Source organism: Bisgaardia hudsonensis (assembly GCF_004345785.1).
Taxonomy (GTDB): Bacteria; Pseudomonadota; Gammaproteobacteria; order Enterobacterales; family Pasteurellaceae; genus Bisgaardia; species Bisgaardia hudsonensis.
The window spans coordinates 355,549-373,751 of the sequence record NZ_SLXI01000002.1 but is presented as its reverse complement, the minus strand read 5'-3'; the positions used below and the strand labels follow the sequence as shown (position 1 = coordinate 373,751).

General features: G+C 32.3%; 16 protein-coding genes, 1 tRNA gene and 1 pseudogene. 7 read left to right on the top strand and 11 right to left on the bottom strand.

The genetic code is table 11. The features are described from left to right. The first annotated feature begins 102 nt into the window (after window positions 1-102). Window positions 103-431: pseudogene (tnpA, locus tag EV697_RS04315) on the top strand (IS200/IS605 family transposase). Window positions 432-563: 132 nt separating this feature from the next. Here tnpA and EV697_RS04310 read toward each other — a convergent pair. From EV697_RS04310 to sstT, 5 genes are all read right to left on the bottom strand, one after another. Next, entirely contained in the window at window positions 564-1,118 is a 555-nt protein-coding gene (locus EV697_RS04310; RefSeq protein WP_132023001.1) for a TorD/DmsD family molecular chaperone, read from the bottom strand. Window positions 1,119-1,134: 16 nt separating this feature from the next. Beyond that, window positions 1,135-1,740 carry an NAD(P)H-dependent oxidoreductase gene (locus EV697_RS04305; protein ID WP_132022999.1) on the bottom strand — a complete coding sequence of 202 codons (606 nt, stop codon included), beginning with the start codon at window positions 1,738-1,740 and terminating at the stop codon, window positions 1,135-1,137. A 26-nt stretch (window positions 1,741-1,766) separates the two neighbouring features. Beyond that, a complete protein-coding gene (locus EV697_RS04300; RefSeq protein ID WP_132022997.1) occupies window positions 1,767-2,219 on the bottom strand; it encodes an NfeD family protein in 453 nt (150 codons plus the stop codon). An 81-nt stretch (window positions 2,220-2,300) separates the two neighbouring features. Beyond that, window positions 2,301-3,221, bottom strand: coding sequence for an SPFH domain-containing protein (locus EV697_RS04295; RefSeq protein WP_132022995.1), 921 nt, complete (start codon window positions 3,219-3,221; stop codon window positions 2,301-2,303). A gap of 153 nt (window positions 3,222-3,374) precedes the next feature. Continuing rightward, on the bottom strand, window positions 3,375-4,616 hold the full coding sequence (gene sstT / locus EV697_RS04290; RefSeq protein ID WP_132022993.1) for a serine/threonine transporter SstT: 1,242 nt from the start codon (window positions 4,614-4,616) through the stop codon (window positions 3,375-3,377). 337 nt (window positions 4,617-4,953) lie between these two features. On the opposite strand from sstT, the gene EV697_RS04285 reads away from it, so the two are divergent. Beyond that, entirely contained in the window at window positions 4,954-5,400 is a 447-nt protein-coding gene (locus tag EV697_RS04285) for a LexA family protein (protein WP_132022991.1), read from the top strand. Between the two features lie 89 nt (window positions 5,401-5,489). Here EV697_RS04285 and msrB read toward each other — a convergent pair whose 3' ends face one another. The 3 genes from msrB to EV697_RS04270 form a co-directional block, all read right to left on the bottom strand. Then, window positions 5,490-5,882, bottom strand: coding sequence for a peptide-methionine (R)-S-oxide reductase MsrB (gene msrB, locus EV697_RS04280; protein WP_132022989.1), 393 nt, complete (start codon window positions 5,880-5,882; stop codon window positions 5,490-5,492). A 240-nt stretch (window positions 5,883-6,122) separates the two neighbouring features. Then, window positions 6,123-6,215 (bottom strand): hypothetical protein, encoded by a 93-nt coding sequence (locus EV697_RS09960; protein WP_236824050.1) that lies wholly within the window; start codon window positions 6,213-6,215, stop codon window positions 6,123-6,125. A gap of 345 nt (window positions 6,216-6,560) precedes the next feature. Then, entirely contained in the window at window positions 6,561-7,496 is a 936-nt protein-coding gene (locus EV697_RS04270) for a Kdo(2)-lipid IV(A) acyltransferase (protein WP_132022987.1), read from the bottom strand. A 120-nt stretch (window positions 7,497-7,616) separates the two neighbouring features. On the opposite strand from EV697_RS04270, the gene hldE reads away from it, so the two are divergent. Continuing rightward, window positions 7,617-9,050 carry a bifunctional D-glycero-beta-D-manno-heptose-7-phosphate kinase/D-glycero-beta-D-manno-heptose 1-phosphate adenylyltransferase HldE gene (hldE, locus tag EV697_RS04265; RefSeq protein WP_132022985.1) on the top strand — a complete coding sequence of 478 codons (1,434 nt, stop codon included), beginning with the start codon at window positions 7,617-7,619 and terminating at the stop codon, window positions 9,048-9,050. Between the two features lie 216 nt (window positions 9,051-9,266). Continuing rightward, on the top strand, window positions 9,267-9,788 hold the full coding sequence (locus tag EV697_RS04260) for a thermonuclease family protein (protein ID WP_132022983.1): 522 nt from the start codon (window positions 9,267-9,269) through the stop codon (window positions 9,786-9,788). A 509-nt stretch (window positions 9,789-10,297) separates the two neighbouring features. Here the strand turns inward: EV697_RS04260 and ettA are convergent. Further along, window positions 10,298-11,968: an energy-dependent translational throttle protein EttA gene (ettA, locus tag EV697_RS04250; protein WP_132022981.1), complete on the bottom strand. Its 1,671-nt coding sequence runs from the start codon at window positions 11,966-11,968 to the stop codon at window positions 10,298-10,300. 354 nt (window positions 11,969-12,322) lie between these two features. On the opposite strand from ettA, the gene zevA reads away from it, so the two are divergent. Together zevA and zevB are read left to right on the top strand one after the other, a co-directional pair. After that, window positions 12,323-12,967 carry a zinc transporter binding subunit ZevA gene (gene zevA, locus EV697_RS04245; RefSeq protein ID WP_132022979.1) on the top strand — a complete coding sequence of 215 codons (645 nt, stop codon included), beginning with the start codon at window positions 12,323-12,325 and terminating at the stop codon, window positions 12,965-12,967. Next, window positions 12,958-13,965, top strand: a complete 1,008-nt coding sequence (zevB, locus tag EV697_RS04240; protein ID WP_132022977.1) for a zinc transporter permease subunit ZevB — start codon at window positions 12,958-12,960, stop codon at window positions 13,963-13,965. Before zevA ends, zevB begins: the two co-directional genes overlap by 10 nt. Window positions 13,966-14,038: 73 nt before the next feature. Here the strand turns inward: zevB and EV697_RS04235 are convergent, their stop codons facing one another. Beyond that, the gene (locus tag EV697_RS04235; RefSeq protein WP_132022975.1) at window positions 14,039-15,016 is read right to left on the bottom strand and encodes a calcium/sodium antiporter; all 978 of its coding nucleotides are present in this window, start codon (window positions 15,014-15,016) and stop codon (window positions 14,039-14,041) included. Between the two features lie 141 nt (window positions 15,017-15,157). Continuing rightward, window positions 15,158-15,233: transfer RNA gene (locus tag EV697_RS04230), tRNA-Asn, on the bottom strand. Between the two features lie 390 nt (window positions 15,234-15,623). On the opposite strand from EV697_RS04230, the gene uvrB reads away from it, so the two are divergent. Further along, complete coding sequence (uvrB, locus tag EV697_RS04225) at window positions 15,624-17,660, top strand: excinuclease ABC subunit UvrB (RefSeq protein WP_132022973.1); 2,037 nt, start codon at window positions 15,624-15,626, stop codon at window positions 17,658-17,660. Window positions 17,661-18,203 lie beyond the last annotated feature (543 nt).

Here is an 18,203-nt window from a genome sequence, read left to right as displayed (position 1 = left end):
ATACGCTATGCGTATGGTATAAAAGAGCTTTAGCGATGAAAAAATCCTCCGATATAATGAAGAAGGCTGACAACCAAATTCAAAATATAGGAGGATGTGCCAATGGCAAATAAATCCAATGACGATTCAAGTCTATCACACACAAGATGGAACTGTAAGTATCATATAGTCTTTATTCCGAAATTCAGACGAAAGGCAATTTATGGAAAATTGCGTATGGATATAGGGAGTATATTAAGGCAGTTATGTAATTACAAAAATGTAGAAATAATCGAAGCACATGCAATGAAAGATCATATTCATATGTTATTAAAAGTACAGTAGGTTTAAATACTAAGGTAGTAGAAGAATATATAAGGAACCAAGAAAAGGAAGACATGCTTCAGGATAATTTATCGAAGAAGGAATATATAGACCCCTTTAAGGGGTGAGCCATAGAGTTATAGTACGGTTGTCAGTTTTCACATGCCCCTTGAGGGGCATGTGAAGTACTAAGTCCTTATAGGGTAGCTGAAAAACCGCACGTTTTACGTGCGGATTGTTATTTCATCTTATTTACTTAACTAAATTTCCTCTAATTCATCCGCCATCGCAGATAAAATTTCACGAGAAAGTAATGCTAAAGATTTATAAAAAGGTAAGCTTGCCTTTAATTCTACCTGCTTTAAAAATTGACTTGCACAAGGTAATAAGAATTTTTCAAACAGCTCTTTCTGAGCATCAACAGAATCTAAATTATCTTCAATCCAAGAAGCAGTTAAGAAAACGAGTCCAAAATTATCTGCACTTTCTAGAGGCATTCCTCTTATCGCTCTAAAATTTAGAAAATCAGCACTACTGATACCGTAATCAGAGATCTTTATTGAAACCTTTGAATTATCAATAAATAATGTTTGGTATTCTTGTTTTAACACCGATAAATCAATTTCCATTTGTAGATTATCTAGTGCTTTTTGGCTTTCTTTATCTAATTCCAAGCACCAAATTGATGACAGTCCTTTTTGTTTTAACCATAAAAAAACATTGGCTAAAGTGGGATCATTTGGAGAACGATAAAATAAATTACCAAATAAACGGCTGATAAGTGAAAAATTGTTAATATTATTATCTTTTGTCATTAAGTAATACTCTAAACTATTTATTTTCTAAAAGTGCGGTTAAATTTTTAATTGTTTTATGATAAACAATATCTAATATTTTTTTTCTTTCATCATCATTGATTCCGTGAATTTCACCAAAGAAATTATGTTGAATATCAGTAATGCCACAATAATTAAAAAGCCCATCAACCAAACAATCACATAAAGAATGGTCAAATCCTTGAGATTGATACTTCTCAAGATTATTACCAATGGTAATAAATTGTTGCATTGATTTACCATGTAATAAGCCCACAGAAACCCCATTTTCAGTTTTATAGGCAAAGCCATGACTTAGAATGCGATCAAGATAGCCTTTCAAAATAGCAGGAAATCCCATCCACCAAAGGGGATAAATCAGAGTTATTAAGTCAGCTTGATTAATCAATTCTTGTTCAAATCTTACTTCAGAAGGAATAATTTTTTGGTGAGAGCCCAAAATTTCATTCCAAGAGAGAATAGGATTAAAATCAAGGGTATAAAGATCTCTTACCTCTGTTTCTACGCCTAATTCATTACTCGCACTTAAGGTTGTTTCTAAAATAGCTTTATTAAAACTACTTTCATTATTTGGATGAGCAAAAATAACTAAATGTTTCATTGTGTGTATCTCTATTGTTATCTTTTTTATTTATCTACTTTATGCACAAATAAAGTAATTCCTTCAACATCATAAACTTCAACAACATCGTCTATCTGCAAATTATCGCCTTGAATACGCCAAGTTGTATCACCAAAATGACCTCGACCAATATTGTTTTCTGAAATTTCTTTTACAATTCCTCTTGTTCCTAACATCGCATGATCACGTTGATTAAGTGATGAATTCATCTGATCTTTTTTATCTTTACTAGATTGATATTTCCACCAAAGCAGACTGAGTAAAAATGCTAAAATAGCATAAATAATCGTCAATGTCGTTAAAGATAAGTTTGGAAAAATTGCCATTACAGCAGAAATTACAATAGCACTTAGCCCCCACCATAGTAGAAAAACACCAGGAATAATAATTTCACCAATGAGCAAAGCAAATCCTAAAATTAACCAATGCCAAAGGGTCCAATTCGTTAGCCATTCCATAACTATAATCCTATCATCGTTGTTACAAAAACTTTTTAAAAAACGGCCGCACTTTTAATACGTCCGAATTAACTTAATCGTTTATTTTTTATCGCCTTTTAATAATTCTGCAATTCCTGCAACAGAACCAATTAAATTTCCTGCCTCTAACGGCATTAAAACAACTTTACTATTCTCTGCACGACCAATATCTTTAAGAGCTTCAGTATATTTTTGAGCAATAAAGTAATTAATTGCTTTAGTATCCCCTTGTGCAATCGCATCAGAAACCATCTGAGTAGCTTTTGCCTCTGCTTCAGCAGCACGCTCCCGAGCTTCTGCTTGTAAAAAGGCTTCTTGTCTTTCCCCTTCTGCAGTTAAAATACGAGATTGCTTTTCTCCCTCTGCACGTAAAATTTGTGCTTGACGAATACCTTCCGCTTCTAAAATCTCAGCACGTTTTTGGCGTTCTGCTTTCATCTGAGCATTCATCGCATCAATGAGTTCATGAGGTGGACGAACATCACGAATTTCAATACGGGTTACTTTTACTCCCCAAGGATTTGTCGCTTCATCAACGATAGATAACAAACGTCCATTAATATTATCACGTTGTGATAACATCTCATCAAGTTCCATTGAACCTAATACCGTACGAATATTAGTCATTGTTAGATTAATAATAGCTTGTTCCAAATGATTTACTTCATAAGCAGCACGACGCGCATCGACAACTTGAACAAAGCAAACGGCATCAATTGAAACATTAGCATTATCCTTAGAAATAACTTCTTGGGAGGGAATATCTAACACCTGTTCCATCATATTGATTTTACGACCAACACGATCAACAAAAGGCACTACAAAATTTAAACCAGGTGTTAAGGTTCTGGTATAACGACCAAAACGCTCAATCGTCCAATGATAACCTTGTGGAACAGTTTTTAATGTAGAATAAAGTACCACAATGATTAGTACTACAAACAAGATAGTGGTTATAGGTAATATATCTAAAATATCCATATAAAATCCTTAATTATAAAGAGAAAATTCTCACTGGAAGTCTAGCAAATTAGTCTATGCTTTGTACATAATAAATAGTTATTTTTATGATTATTTATTATAAAAAAAGCGGATCAACTGATCCGCCTTATTATTACAAAATAAAGAATTTAATTAAGCATCTTTACGTTCTTCAGCCATACAAACAGCAGCTGTAAATACTACATCGGTTGATGAGTTTAATGCGGTTTCTGCTGAGTCTTGAAGTACACCAATAATAAAACCTACCCCAATAACTTGAGCTGCAATATCATTTGAAATACCGAATAAACTACAAGCAAGTGGGATTAATAAAAGAGAGCCACCTGCTACACCTGAAGCACCACAAGCACAAATACTCGCAACAAGGCTTAATAATACAGCAGTAAAGAAAGACACTTCAACACCTAAGGTATGCACGGCTGCAAGTGTTAAAACGGTAATTGTAATTGCAGCACCAGCCATATTAATCGTTGCACCTAATGGAATAGAAACAGAGTAAGTTTCTTCATCAAGATTTAAACGTTTAGCTAATTCCATATTAACTGGAATATTTGCTGCTGAACTGCGTGTTAAAAATGCGGTTAATCCACTTTCACGAATACAAGTAAAGATTAATGGATATGGATTAGATCGAATTTTCCAATAAACCAAAATTGGATTCACGACAAATGCACTGATTAGCATTGAACCAATTAATACGAAAAGTAATTGGGCATAATTTAATAATGCTCCTAATCCTTTATCGGCTAATGTTTCTGCGACTAAACCAAATACCCCAATAGGTGCAAAACTAATAATTACGTGAACAATTTTTGAAATTGCTTCAGAAAAATCATTCATTACATTTTTAGTTGTATCAGAAGCGTGTCGTAATGCCCAACCTAAACCAATTGCCCAAGATAATACACCAATAAAGTTTGCACTAAATAACGCATTAACAGGGTTATCAACGACATTTAAAACGAGTGTACCTAATACTTCTGAAATTTCACTTGGTGGTGATAAAGAATTTTCTTGTGTTTTCAAGACTATTTCAGTTGGAAGTGCAAAGCTGAATAATACAGACACTAACGCAGCAAAAAATGTACCTATTAAATATAAAGTAATAATTGATTTCATATTACTTTTACCACCAATTTGCTTATTAGCAATAGCCGAAATAACTAATAAGAAAACTAAAATAGGTGCAATAGCACGTAATGAACGCACAAAGACTTTACCTAAGAAACCAACTTGTTCGGCAAGATTAACGCCTAAAACACCTTGTAGAGCGGGCGAGATTAAGGCTAATAAAATACCTAAAAGAAGACCAATAGAAATTCTTTTAACTAAACTTCCGTGAAAAAATAATGAGAATAAACGAGATTGATTCATAATTGATAATATAATGTTGTGTAATTAATACTTATTGTTAATCATCAGACCTAATTAAAGATCCCCCAAGTTTCAAAAGATAACTTAAAATGAACTCAAAGAAAACATAAAAAAGTAAAAATAATGTATTTTCATCAAAAAAAAAGACTTAACCATATAATATTCAAAAAATGCTTAAAAAAAGATAATTATTTCAATTGACATGCTGTGTATTTAAACAGTATTATTTAGCTGTATAAAAACACAGTGTGGTAGGTGTTGAGTATAAACAGTTAAATAAATAATAGTTGAATATAAGTCATCAAAAACAAAAGTATAAGTGAGATAGGAGCTTATTATGAATACCCCGAATATCATTGCCAAAGTAGATAATATTATTTCTTATAGACCAATACCTTTTTTTAAAGATACAGAACAAACTATCAGTAATATCAAGCAAAAATTGGATCTAAATTTGTTTTGCATAAAGCGTCCACATAAAACTTGTTTTATTCAAGTTACAAATGAAGCAATGGTTAGTTGGGGAATTGAAATAGGTGATATATTAGTTGTTGAAAAAGTTAGTGAATTAACAATAAATGATTTAATTGTTTTAGAAAAGAATAATCAGTTTAGTATTTACGAATTTATTGCTCACACAGATAAACAATTTATTTTTTTACCTGTAGATAATAAACAGCAGCTGATAAAAGTAGAAGATTGGCATAGCCTACCAATCGTTGGAGTAATTACAAATAATATTCACCAAATGAGACCTCAAAAAAAGATGAAATTTGTGGCTTAATTATTTACCTTAATAACCGAAGGGCCAGATTATAAATATTGCAATCTAGCTCTTTTTATTAATACTCTTATAAAGGTTATTGTTATTGATTAACCATCTATATTTTCACCTGTTTCATCCCATTTAAAATTTAAAGCAACAGAATTTAGGCAGAAACGTAATCCTGTTGGTGCTGGACCATCGGGGAAAACATGTCCCATATGTGCGTCACAGTTACCACAGCGAATTTCGGTACGATGACGTCCTAGGCTATAATCATCAATATAGCGCAAGGAATTTTTGCTAATTGTTTCATAAAAACTAGGCCAACCGCAGCCTGCATCAAATTTCGTATCTGATCGAAATAATGGATTGTGACAACGGACACAGCGATATGTTCCTATACGATTTTCATTTAAGAATTTTCCTGTAAAGGGTTTTTCTGTTCCACTATTTATGCAAATTCTAAGTTGTTCTTGTGTTAATTCATTAAGTTTTTTCATATTATTTCCTTTATTTCATATGTTATTAGCTAAGCAATTAATAGGACATGGGCTTAGGTATTTTTTAGGTTATTTAATTTATGATAATTACCTTTATTAAGTTATAAATTAAAATAAGAACAGCCTAATATATAAGTGAATCCTAGTAGTATAGGATCCTATTTTAGGGAATAAGCCTAATAATGATATTTATATATTCTGTTAATAATCTATAAGCAGAGTAGTAGTAAGTCAATATAATTATAAGATACGTCTAGACTGGGTATAGGTTCTTTTCCAATATAAATTATCTAAAGAACTAATCGTGACACCTTGTGATGAGCTAGAATGCATAAATTGCCTGTTTCCTATGTAAATATCAATATGTCGATTTTTCCGGAAAAAATCAGACCGTTTTCTTTTAGATTGGATTGTTTTATTTTTTCTCAATCTTTTTTTGATTTGTTCTCGAATGAGAAATAGGGATACCAAATGAATTAAGAAAAATGATTTTGGTAAATGCCGAAAAATCTATATTTTTTTAATATACAACCAAAATGGCATTATTTATTGATGAACAAGTAGATAAAGTCGTAATAGCGAAGGTTGTAAGTAAATAGTTAAGCATAAGTTATTTTTTATCATACCAGAGATATTATTAAACTCATGCTTAAATTTCTAGTAAATAATGTGTTATTTTTATTCATAGAAACTGAGATCAGTTTCATTTGGGCGAGTTTTAAAGCGTTTATGTAACCACATATATTGCTCGATACCACGTAATATCTCTTTTTCTACGATATAATTCATTCTAATGGCTATTGCTGTTTCATCCGTTAGATCCTGAAAATCTACTGGTGGAGAAACGATAATTTTATAACCTGAGTTATCGTTGTTACGAATTGGCGAAAATGGAATAACTTTACTATTTGGTGATGAACGTAGTAAATAATAACTTCCAGTGGTAGTTGCCGCTTCTTTAACCGCAAAAAATGGCACAAAAACAGCACTTTTACGACCATAATCGTGATCGGGCGCATACCAAATCATTTCACCATTGCGAATTGCTTTAATCATTCCTCTTAAGTCTTTACGATCAAGCATATCTTTATTGGAACGCATACGTCCACGAATTTGTAGCCAATCCATAAAAGGATTATCATTCGGACGATATACCCCAATTCCTGGTTGAGATAAACCGATAACTCTCGCTCCTAGTTCCAAAGTAAGAAAATGTACGCCGACTAGAATAATGCCATCTTGAATATTATTTTTTAAATGTTCAGCACCTTCAATTTTACACCATTTTTTGATACGTTTATCCGACCAAAACCAGGCCATACCAGTTTCAATAATCGCCATACCAACGGATCGTAAATTTTCTTGTAAAATATTTTCAATCTGTTCATCACTATATTCTGGAAAGCAAAGTTGAAGATTTCTTTTTGCAATTTTAGCTCTTTTTTTACCCACTTTTAAGAAGGCAAATAATTTCCCTAGTAATCCACCAATTTTTACTAGTATAGGATAGGGAAGTAATAAAATCAGTCGCCAGATAGCTAAACCGAACCAAAATGCCCAATATTTAGGGAGTAAGAAAGACTTGTTAAATGTAGGTAATAATGTTTTAGCCATAAGTTAAGTCGATAGTGTTGATGAATATGGTTGAATAGTTTAACTAAATTTTTAGGAAATAGCATTTTTCCTGTGTTAAAATTAGTAAAATTTTTATTTATATTTAAGTAAGAGAAGAAAATGGCACAATATTCAGCTCAATTTAATCATGCAAAAGTATTAGTACTAGGCGATGTGATGCTTGATCGCTATTGGTTTGGCGCAACGAATCGTATTTCACCAGAGGCCCCTGTTCCAGTTGTTAAGGTAAATAGTAATGAAGAAAGAGCAGGTGGTGCAGCTAATGTTGCAATGAATATCTCCTCTCTTAATGTCGCAGTAGAGTTACTTGGATTAATTGGTAACGATGAAACTGGACAATCATTAATTAGGCTACTTAATCAACAGAGTATTCATTGTAATTTTGTTGAATTAGAGGGGTATCCTACCATTACCAAGTTACGTGTGCTTTCTCGTCATCAACAATTATTACGCCTTGATTTTGAAGAAAACTTTAATGATGTGAAAAGTGATAGTTTATTGGGGAAATTAAAAAGTGCGGTCAAAAATTGTGGTGCTTTAATTTTATCTGATTATGGAAAGGGAACGCTTAATGATGTTAAATTAATGATTGAGATTGCTCGTCAAGAAAATGTTCCTGTTCTAATTGACCCTAAAGGTACTGATTTTGAACGTTATCGTGGTGCTACCTTATTGACGCCTAATATGTCTGAATTTGAAGCCGTAGTTGGTGTTTGTCATTCAGAGGAGGATATTATTGAAAAAGGCTTGAAGCTTATTAACGATTTTGATTTATCCGCCCTTTTGATTACACGTTCAGAAAAAGGAATGACCTTATTAAGAGCAAATCAAGCTCCTTATCATTTACCAACAGAAGCAAAAGAAGTGTTTGATGTAACAGGGGCTGGCGATACGGTCATTGCTACATTAGCTACCGCAATTGCTGATGGTCGAAGTTTAGAGGAATCTTGTTATCTTGCTAATGTTGCTGCCGGTATTGTTGTGGGGAAATTAGGTACTTCAACCGTTTCTACCGTAGAATTAGAAAATGCGATTCATGGACGTGATGTAGATGGTTTTGGTGTGATGTCTGAAACCGATCTAAAATCAGTGGTAGCCTTAGCCAAAGCACGTGGTGAAAAGATTGTGATGACAAATGGTTGCTTTGATATTCTTCATCCTGGACACGTCTCTTATCTTGATAATGCAAGAAAATTAGGGGATCGCTTAATTGTTGCAGTAAATACAGATAATTCAGTGAAACGTTTAAAAGGGGAAAATCGTCCTATTAATGATCTTTCTGCTAGAATGGCGGTGCTTGCAGGTTTGTCCTCTGTCGATTGGGTTGTTTCTTTTGATGAAGACACGCCACAACGCTTAATAGGTGAAATTCTACCTGATTTGTTAGTAAAAGGTGGTGATTATAAGCCTGAAGATATTGCGGGGAGTAAGGAAGTATGGGCAAATGGTGGCGATGTTAGGGTGCTTAATTTTGAAAATGGTTGCTCAACGAGTAATGTTATTAATAAAATCCAAAATTTGAAAAATAAATAGCATTAAAATTTCTATAAATGGTCTAATTCCTATATAAAAGGGATTAGACCATTTTTGATCTACAGAATATACAATGATCAAAGTAAACTGACAGTTTTTTGAAATATACTAAAAAAGCACCGCACTTATGATAATTTTCAGTGGTTATTCGTGTGTTTTGAACAAGTTTATTGTAAATAATAAGAATTGTAATTAATTGCTGGATTAAGAGAGATTATGTTAAAAGTATTTTTATTAATAAAATTATTTTTTATTTTCATTTTATCTATGAGTATGCCTGTTTGGGCTACTTATAACCGTATTGATGGGCATAATCAAAATGTTGTTTGTAAAGTATTGTATGTTATTGATGGTGATACCATAAAATGTGAGATAAATAATGTAAAAAAGATTGTCAGATTGGCAAATATTGATGCACCTGAAAAGCGACAACGCTGGGGAAAGGCTAGTCAAAATTATTTGAGATCTTTGTTAAATGGTCGCTATGTATTGGTATCTTATGCTAAAAAAGATAAATATAAACGTCTACTTGGTGAAGTATTTTTATACAATCAGTCTTATTCCGTGAATTATATTATGGTGGCAACGGGGAATGCTTATGCATATAAAAAATATATTAAAGATAAGGCATATATTCAAGCGGAAGAAAAAGCGAGAAAAAATAAATTAGGTTTGTGGCAGTTTGATGGGTTATTAAGCCCAGAAGAATTTAGAAAAAAGTATAAAAAATATCATTAGTAGTAAATACGATTGTTAAATATTGATTTTATACATTATTAAGTAAAGTTGTTGTTACATTTGATGCTTAAAATGAAGCAAAGCATTTTGAATATAAAATTCTATATCATTTTCATTATATCCAAGTAATTGTCCTATCTTTCTTTCTAAATCTAGATCGATTTTACCAAAGCTTTTATTGAGTACCAATGCGAGTTCTTCCGCATAATCTATATGTTCGGGTCTGTAAATAATATAGTAATGGAAATCATTTTTAGATCGAAATGTGAAGGACAATACTTTTAATTTAAAAATACCATTTTTTAAATAGGGTAAGAATTTATCTGGAATTTCTGAATCAGTATAAAAAAGTGCGAGATTTTTTTACCATCTAGCATTAATTCTAATTCTTTGTCTTTATGTGGATCTAAAACGCCATCACTTTTTTTCATCATTATTTTTTGTTTTATTATTACAGAATTTACAATTTAAATATAATAAGGGCATTTTCGCCCTTATTATATTTAAAATTATTTGCTGATACGTTTATATTTAATACGATGAGGTTGTGTTGCCTCTGCACCAAAAGTTTTCTTTTTCCATTCTTCGTAATCTGTAAAGTTACCTTCATAGAAAGTGACTTTTCCTTCATCACCATAATCCAAAATATGGGTGGCGATACGATCTAAGAACCAACGGTCATGGGAAATAACCATTGCACAGCCTGGAAATTCTAAAATAGCATTTTCTAATGCACGTAAGGTTTCAACATCAAGGTCATTGGTTGGCTCATCAAGTAATAAGACATTACCACCAACTTGTAATAATTTAGCTAAGTGTAAACGACCACGTTCCCCACCGGATAATTCTCCAACACGTTTTTGCTGATCAACTCCTTTGAAGTTAAAGCGTCCAACATAAGCACGACTTGGAATTTCAAAGTTACCGATACGCATAATATCTAAACCACCAGAAACTTCTTCCCATACTGTTTTTTTATCGTCCATTGCATCACGGAATTGATCTACTGATGCCATTACGACTGTTTCGCCAAGCGTGATTGTTCCCGCATCAGGTTTTTCTTGTCCTGATAGCATACGGAATAGCGTTGATTTACCGGCACCATTTGCACCGATGATTCCGACAATCGCCCCTTTAGGAATACTAAAAGATAGATTATCAATTAAGGTACGCTCACCATAAGATTTCACCAAGTTTTGTACTTCAATTACTTTATCCCCAAGACGTGGACCAGGTGGAATAAAGAGTTCATTGGTTTCATTACGTTTTTGATATTCGCCATTATTTAATTCTTCAAAGCGTGCCATACGTGCTTTGCTTTTTGCTTGACGACCTTTTGGATTTTGACGTACCCATTCAAGTTCTTTTTCAATGGATTTTTGACGAGCTGATTCGGTCGCTTGCTCTTGTGCTAAACGTTTTTCTTTTTGTTCTAACCAAGAGGAATAGTTGCCCTCCCAAGGAATACCTTCACCACGATCTAGTTCTAAAATCCAACCTGCTACGTTGTCTAAGAAATAACGGTCATGGGTGATTGCAACAACGGTTCCTTCATAATCATGTAAGAATCGTTCTAACCAAGCTACTGACTCCGCATCTAAGTGGTTCGTCGGCTCATCAAGTAATAACATATCAGGTTTTTCGAGTAATAGACGGCAAAGGGCAATACGACGACGTTCCCCTCCAGATAGATGTTCTATTTTAGCGTCCCAATCAGGTAGGCGTAAAGCATCGGCAGCACGTTCAAGTTGATTTTGTAAGTTATGTCCATCATGGGCTTGAATGACAGCTTCTAACTTTGCTTGTTCTGCTGCTAATTTATCAAAATCTGCATCAGGATCTGCATAGCGAGCATAGACTTCATCTAATTTTGTCAGTGCATTTTTTATTTCAGAAACGGCTTCTTCTACTGCTTCACGTACTGTTTGTTGTGGTTCGAGTTTAGGCTCTTGTGGAAGATAGCCAATTTTAATACCTGGTTGTGGGCGAGCTTCCCCTTCAATATCTTTATCAATGCCCGCCATAATACGTAATAAAGTTGATTTACCCGCACCATTTAGCCCTAATACTCCGATTTTTGCACCAGGAAAAAAGCTCAAGGAAATATTTTTTAAAATATGTCGTTTTGGTGGAACAACTTTACCCACTCTATGCATAGTATAAACAAATTGTGATGACATAATTATTCTCATTAAATGTTAAAAAGTGCGGTTATTTTACTTGAAATTTTATAAATATGTAAGGTTAAATCCGGCATAAAAAAACCACCCTTATAATAGGGTGGCAAAATTAGTTTAGTTATTTATTTATGATTATTTAGGAACTTTATGAATATCAAGCTAAACTTGATATTTGTTATATTACATAATAAATAGTTATAAATATACTGTGATTTTATATTTTTTTTGATATAAGTCATAAATTAAATATCTCATATTTATTTTTTCATCATCTTAGCAATTTTTAAGTTCTATTTCATTCCTACTATAGTTATGCTAGTATTTTGCACCAATTGATTTTTCATAAGGTATAAGATGAAAAAACAAATTATTTCTTTTTTATTTTCTGTATTTTTATTGACATTTTCTAGCTATACAATTGCTCATCCTCACGCTTTTATTTCAATGACTAATAAAGTGCTTGTGGAAAAAGGAAATCTTATGGGATTTTCTGTGCAATGGGTATTAGATGAAGTGAGTTCAGCAGGAGTGCTGTATGATTTGAAACAAATAAAAGATCCTAAAGAACGACAAGCTTTTGTTGATAGTATGATGAAAAATATTACTAGTGAGCATTATTTTAGTTACTTTTTTGATAAACAAGGGAATAAAATTAAATATCTTTCTAAGCCTAAAAATTATGGTATGAAATCTAATGGTACAGAGGCTTTGTACTATTTTGATTTCTTATTATCGCAACCTCAAAAATTAGAAAATAATATTTTTGAATTATCCACTTATGATGAAAGCTATTATGTTTCGATGTATTACGATAAGGAACAAATTAAAAAGGTAGTTGATTTTTCTCAATTACCTAAAAATTGTAAGGGAAGAGTTGTTGAGCCTAATGTTGATCAAAAAATAAAAGAATATGCTTCATCATTGGATAAAAATCAGGTTAATGTTGATACTTCATTGGGAAAAATATTTGCACAGAGAGTTGTAATTAAATGCGAATAAATATTAAATATTTACTATTATTAGTTTTATTATTGTTGGGAATTATTTATTTATTCCCCTATCTCTTTTCTCAATTAATTGATTGGCAAAGAGAGTTTAATCAACTTATCTCAAGTTATTTGCATCAAATTAAAGAGAACTCATGGAAATTTGGCAGTTTATTAATTTTTATTAGTTTCGCTTATGGGATACTACATGCTTTAGGTCCAGGACATGGTAAATTTGTGATTGCGAGTTATCTTTCTACGCATCATTCTCGTGTGAAAACCAGTATGCGATTAACCTTTTTATCTTCCTTAATGCAAGCATTAGTGGCGATTATTGCTACTTCTATTGTTGTTGTTGGATTGCAATTATCTTCTCGTTATTTTCAATTAAGCCAATTATGGTTAGAACGTACCGCTTATTCCTTAGTTCTTATTATGGCATTATTATGGATTTATCAAGGGATTAAGGCAGGGTTTAATCATTATAAATCACAAAAACAATCTTTTAAAATCCATTCAATTGCACCGATTTCAGTAAATTCTTTGTCTATTCAAAAAAGTGCGGTTATAAATAATCAAAAAAATCATATTCATACTGAAAGTTGTGGTTGTGGGCATCAACATTTACCGAATGCACAACAATTAGAAAATATTTCAAGTTTTAAATCTCAATTTTTGGTAATTTTAAGTATTGGTATGCGACCCTGTTCGGGTGCAATTTTTATCTTGTTTCTTTCTTATATGCTTGATCTTTATTGGTGGGGGATTTGGGCAACTTTAGCAATGGGAGTTGGGACATCGATTACTTTGAGTGGATTTGCTTTAATGGTGCTATATGCGAGAAGAAGTGCAGAAAAGTTGGGAGCATTTTACTTTTCTCATAATAGAAAACAACAAGTTAGTTATGTTTTGAAATTTGTTGCAGGATCGATTTTATTATTTTTTGCAATAGCATTTTTGTATAGCACAACACTACCTGTAACTGGTGGTGCTATTTTGTTTGCAAGATAACAATTAATAGAAGAACTCAATAATGGGAAATAACTTGTCTTTATTTTTTGTTATTGAGTTTAAGCCATTGAGATTAAGAAATAACGCTATAAATTAGATAAGTATTATAGGCTATATAAGTTAACAAAAATAACCCACCTTCTATTCGATTGATACTTCCTTGTTTATTTTTAAAACTGTATCCAAATATAAACAGTAAAAAGGTTAAAGAAAGCATTATCAGCATATCTCGTGTAAATACTTCAGGTTCAACAGATATTGGCGTTATACAGCCCGCAATGCCGACAACTGCAAGTGTATTAAATAAATTCGAGCCAATGATATTACCGACTGCAAGATCTGCTTCGCCTTTTTTTGCCGCAACAATAGAGGAGGCTAATTCTGGTAATGATGTGCCTACGGCAACAACTGTTAAACCAATAATTAGATCACTGACTCCATAAAAGGTAGCAATTTCTACCGCTCCCCAAACAAGAAGTTTTGAGCTAGCTAGTAATACTAACATACCAATGATAAGCCAGATAATCGCATTTTTTAATGGCATTGTAAGATGATCAGTTAATTCTTGATCAATATTTTCAGCGAGTTTATCTTCGGATTTATCTTTGATACCTTGATAAATAGTCCACATCATATAGAGAGTGAATATAGTAAGTAATATGATGGAATCTAATAAAGATATTTCTGAATCATAAATTAGATAGGCTGATAGCAAGGTTACGGTAATTAATATTGGAAATTCTTTTTTAAGAACAATTGATTGTACAATAATCGGTTTTATAAGGGCTGTTGTTCCTAAAATTAAAGCAATATTAGTAATGTTAGAGCCGTAAGCATTACCTAATGCAATACCTGGATTTTTATTGAGAGCGGAAAAAGCGGAAACAATCATTTCTGGGGCTGATGTACCAAATCCGATGATCACAATACCAATGAGCAAAGAAGGCATACCTAATCTGTTTGCAAGAGAAGCTGCTCCATCAATAAAGCGATCGGCACTCCATAGTAAGAAAAATAATCCAATAACAATAGAGAGAATAGGTAATAGCATATATGTTCTTTAAACTAAAATATGAAATACAAGAAAATCAAAGAGATAAAATAAAGCCCATAAAAAATATGGGCTAATAAGCTCTTTTGAAAAAAATAGTTTTTATAAAAGGAGACAAATAAAAACTAACCAAAAGAAAAATGGCTCCTCCTGCTGGACTTGAACCAGCGACATACGGATTAACAGTCCGCCGTTCTACCGACTGAACTAAGGAGGAATAATTCTATATCACAAGGAATGTGGCGTATGATATGAATATTCATAGATCTTGTCAAGTTTTGAAAATAAAATTATTTAAAAAAATAATACAAATTTTATTTCCACAGAGGCTGTGGATAACTTTGTGGATTAAATGTTTTTAAAATTGCTAAACCCTTATAAAATATAGGGGACTGATAAGAGAGAATGAAATTGGTTGTAAAATAACTTTTTATTATTTTTCAATAAGATATATAAAATCCAGATGTTTTTTTTAAAAAATTAAAAAATTTTTTTATTTTAAATATTGACAAAATTAAGTCTGTGTAAAACTTACTATTTTAATTAAATATTCTAAACAAATATGCTAGACTTTCAGTTAACATAATTTATAAAAGCCTTTATTAAAATAATGAATAAAATAAATAAAAAACCTTTTATTTTACACTCTGATTTTCAACCATCAGGGGATCAGCCAGAAGCAATTAAAAAATTAGTAACAAATCTCAATGATGGATTAGCCCATCAAACTTTACTTGGTGTAACAGGATCAGGTAAGACCTTTACTATTGCTAATGTTATTGCAAAATTAAATCGCCCAGCGATGTTGCTTGCTCCAAATAAAACGTTAGCCGCACAACTTTATGCTGAAATGAAAGCGTTTTTTCCTGAAAACGCAGTAGAGTATTTTGTCTCCTATTATGATTATTATCAACCAGAAGCTTATGTACCAAGTAGTGATACTTTTATTGAAAAAGATGCTTCTATTAATGATCAAATAGAACAAATGCGTTTATCCGCAACCAAATCTTTTTTGGAACGTAGAGATACTATTGTGGTTGCGTCTGTTTCGGCAATTTATGGTCTAGGTGATCCTGATAGTTATTTGAAAATGATGCTACATTTGCAATCAGGGGCGATTATTAGTCAGCGACAAATTTTGGCAAAATTAGCGGAGTTACAATATACACGTAATGATCAAGCATTTCAGCGAGGTACATTTAGAGTTCGTGGTGAAATTATTGACATTTTTCCCGCTGAATCAGATGATCGTGCCGTTAGAATAGAACTTTTTGATGATGAAATAGAACGTTTGAGTTTGTTTGATCCTTTAACTGGTACGAGTTTTGGTGCTGTACCTCGTTATACGATTTACCCAAAGACTCATTATGCAACACCGAGAGAGAAAGTATTAGATGCGATTGAGAAAATTAAAGTTGAGTTAGCTGATCGTCGTCAATTCTTATTAGAAAATAATAAACTTGTTGAAGAGCAACGTATCACACAACGCACTCAATTTGATATTGAAATGATGAATGAGTTAGGTTATTGCTCTGGAGTAGAGAATTACTCTCGTTATTTATCAGGACGTAATGAAGGCGAACCACCACCAACCTTATTTGATTATATTCCTTCTGACGGATTATTAATTATTGATGAATCTCACGTTACTGTTCCACAAATTGGGGGAATGTATCGAGGAGATCGTTCTCGTAAAGAAACTCTAGTTGAATATGGTTTTCGCTTGCCCTCTGCTTTGGATAACCGTCCATTGCGTTTTGAGGAGTTTGAACGATTAGCACCACAAACTATTTATGTGTCAGCTACACCAGGTAATTATGAACTAGAAAAATCGGGTAGTGAGATAATTGATCAAGTTGTTCGTCCAACAGGATTACTTGATCCTGAAATTGAAATTCGTCCTGTGGCAACTCAAGTTGATGATTTATTATCAGAAGTTAGACAAAGAGCGGATCAAAATGAACGAGTTTTAGTGACTACTTTAACGAAACGAATGGCTGAAGATTTAACTGATTATTTAGAAGATCATGGGGCAAGAGTACGTTATTTGCATTCTGATATTGATACGGTTGAACGAGTTGAAATTATTCGTGATTTACGTTTAGGGGAATTCGATGTTTTGGTTGGTATTAACTTATTGAGAGAAGGCTTAGATATTCCTGAGGTTTCTTTAGTCGCTATTTTAGATGCGGATAAGGAAGGTTTCTTACGCTCTGAACGTTCATTAATTCAAACGATTGGGCGAGCAGCACGTAATCTACGGGGAAAAGCAATTTTATATGCAGATCGAATCACGAATTCAATGGAAAAGGCTATTTCTGAAACAAGCCGCCGTCGAGAAAAGCAGATCAAGTATAATGAAGATCGTGGATTAGTTCCTCAAGCATTAAATAAAAAAGTTGGCGAATTACTAGATATTGGTCAGGGAGCTAATTATAAATCAAAATCAAAACAACGGATTTCAAAAATTGAAGAAGATAATGGTAGTTATGCAATACCAAAAAATCCAAAAGAATATCAACTACAAGTTAAAAAATTAGAAACTCAAATGTATAAATATGCTCAAGATCTTGAATTTGAAAAAGCCGCAGCCATAAGAGATCAATTACAAGAATTGCGAGAAACATTTATGTTAGAAGTGTAATTGTTAATTTTTAAGCTCGGTTTATAATAACGATGATATTTATATGAAACTTATTCTGACTCTTCAATATTTGAAAAGTGATAATGATAAAAATATTCTGATTTTAATAGGATAAAAAAGAGTTCAATTATTATATAAAATGAACCACTTTAATGGATTAACATTCTGTTCCATAGATAGCCTCGGTTTATATGAACGACTAGTAAATTATCTTTATCAATTTAAGATAATTTTTTGCTAAACTTTAAATTCAGTGACATGGTAATTAACTTTACTGCAAAAGAATTTTGATTAAATCAACTAGTGGCAATATAACTTGTTTTTTCTACTTTTTAATGGTGTTTAACTTTTACATATAGACGAAGACCTAATTCTTATATATAAGGAATAACTGTTTTATCACTTTATAAAAATACTTTTTTGTCGTTCTTCACATTGTATTTGATGTTTAAATGATATGTGATAATGTTTACCTATAAAAATCTGCACCCTAATTTGGAATATCCAATTGTTGGAGTGCAGATCATTTTGATCTAGCAATCA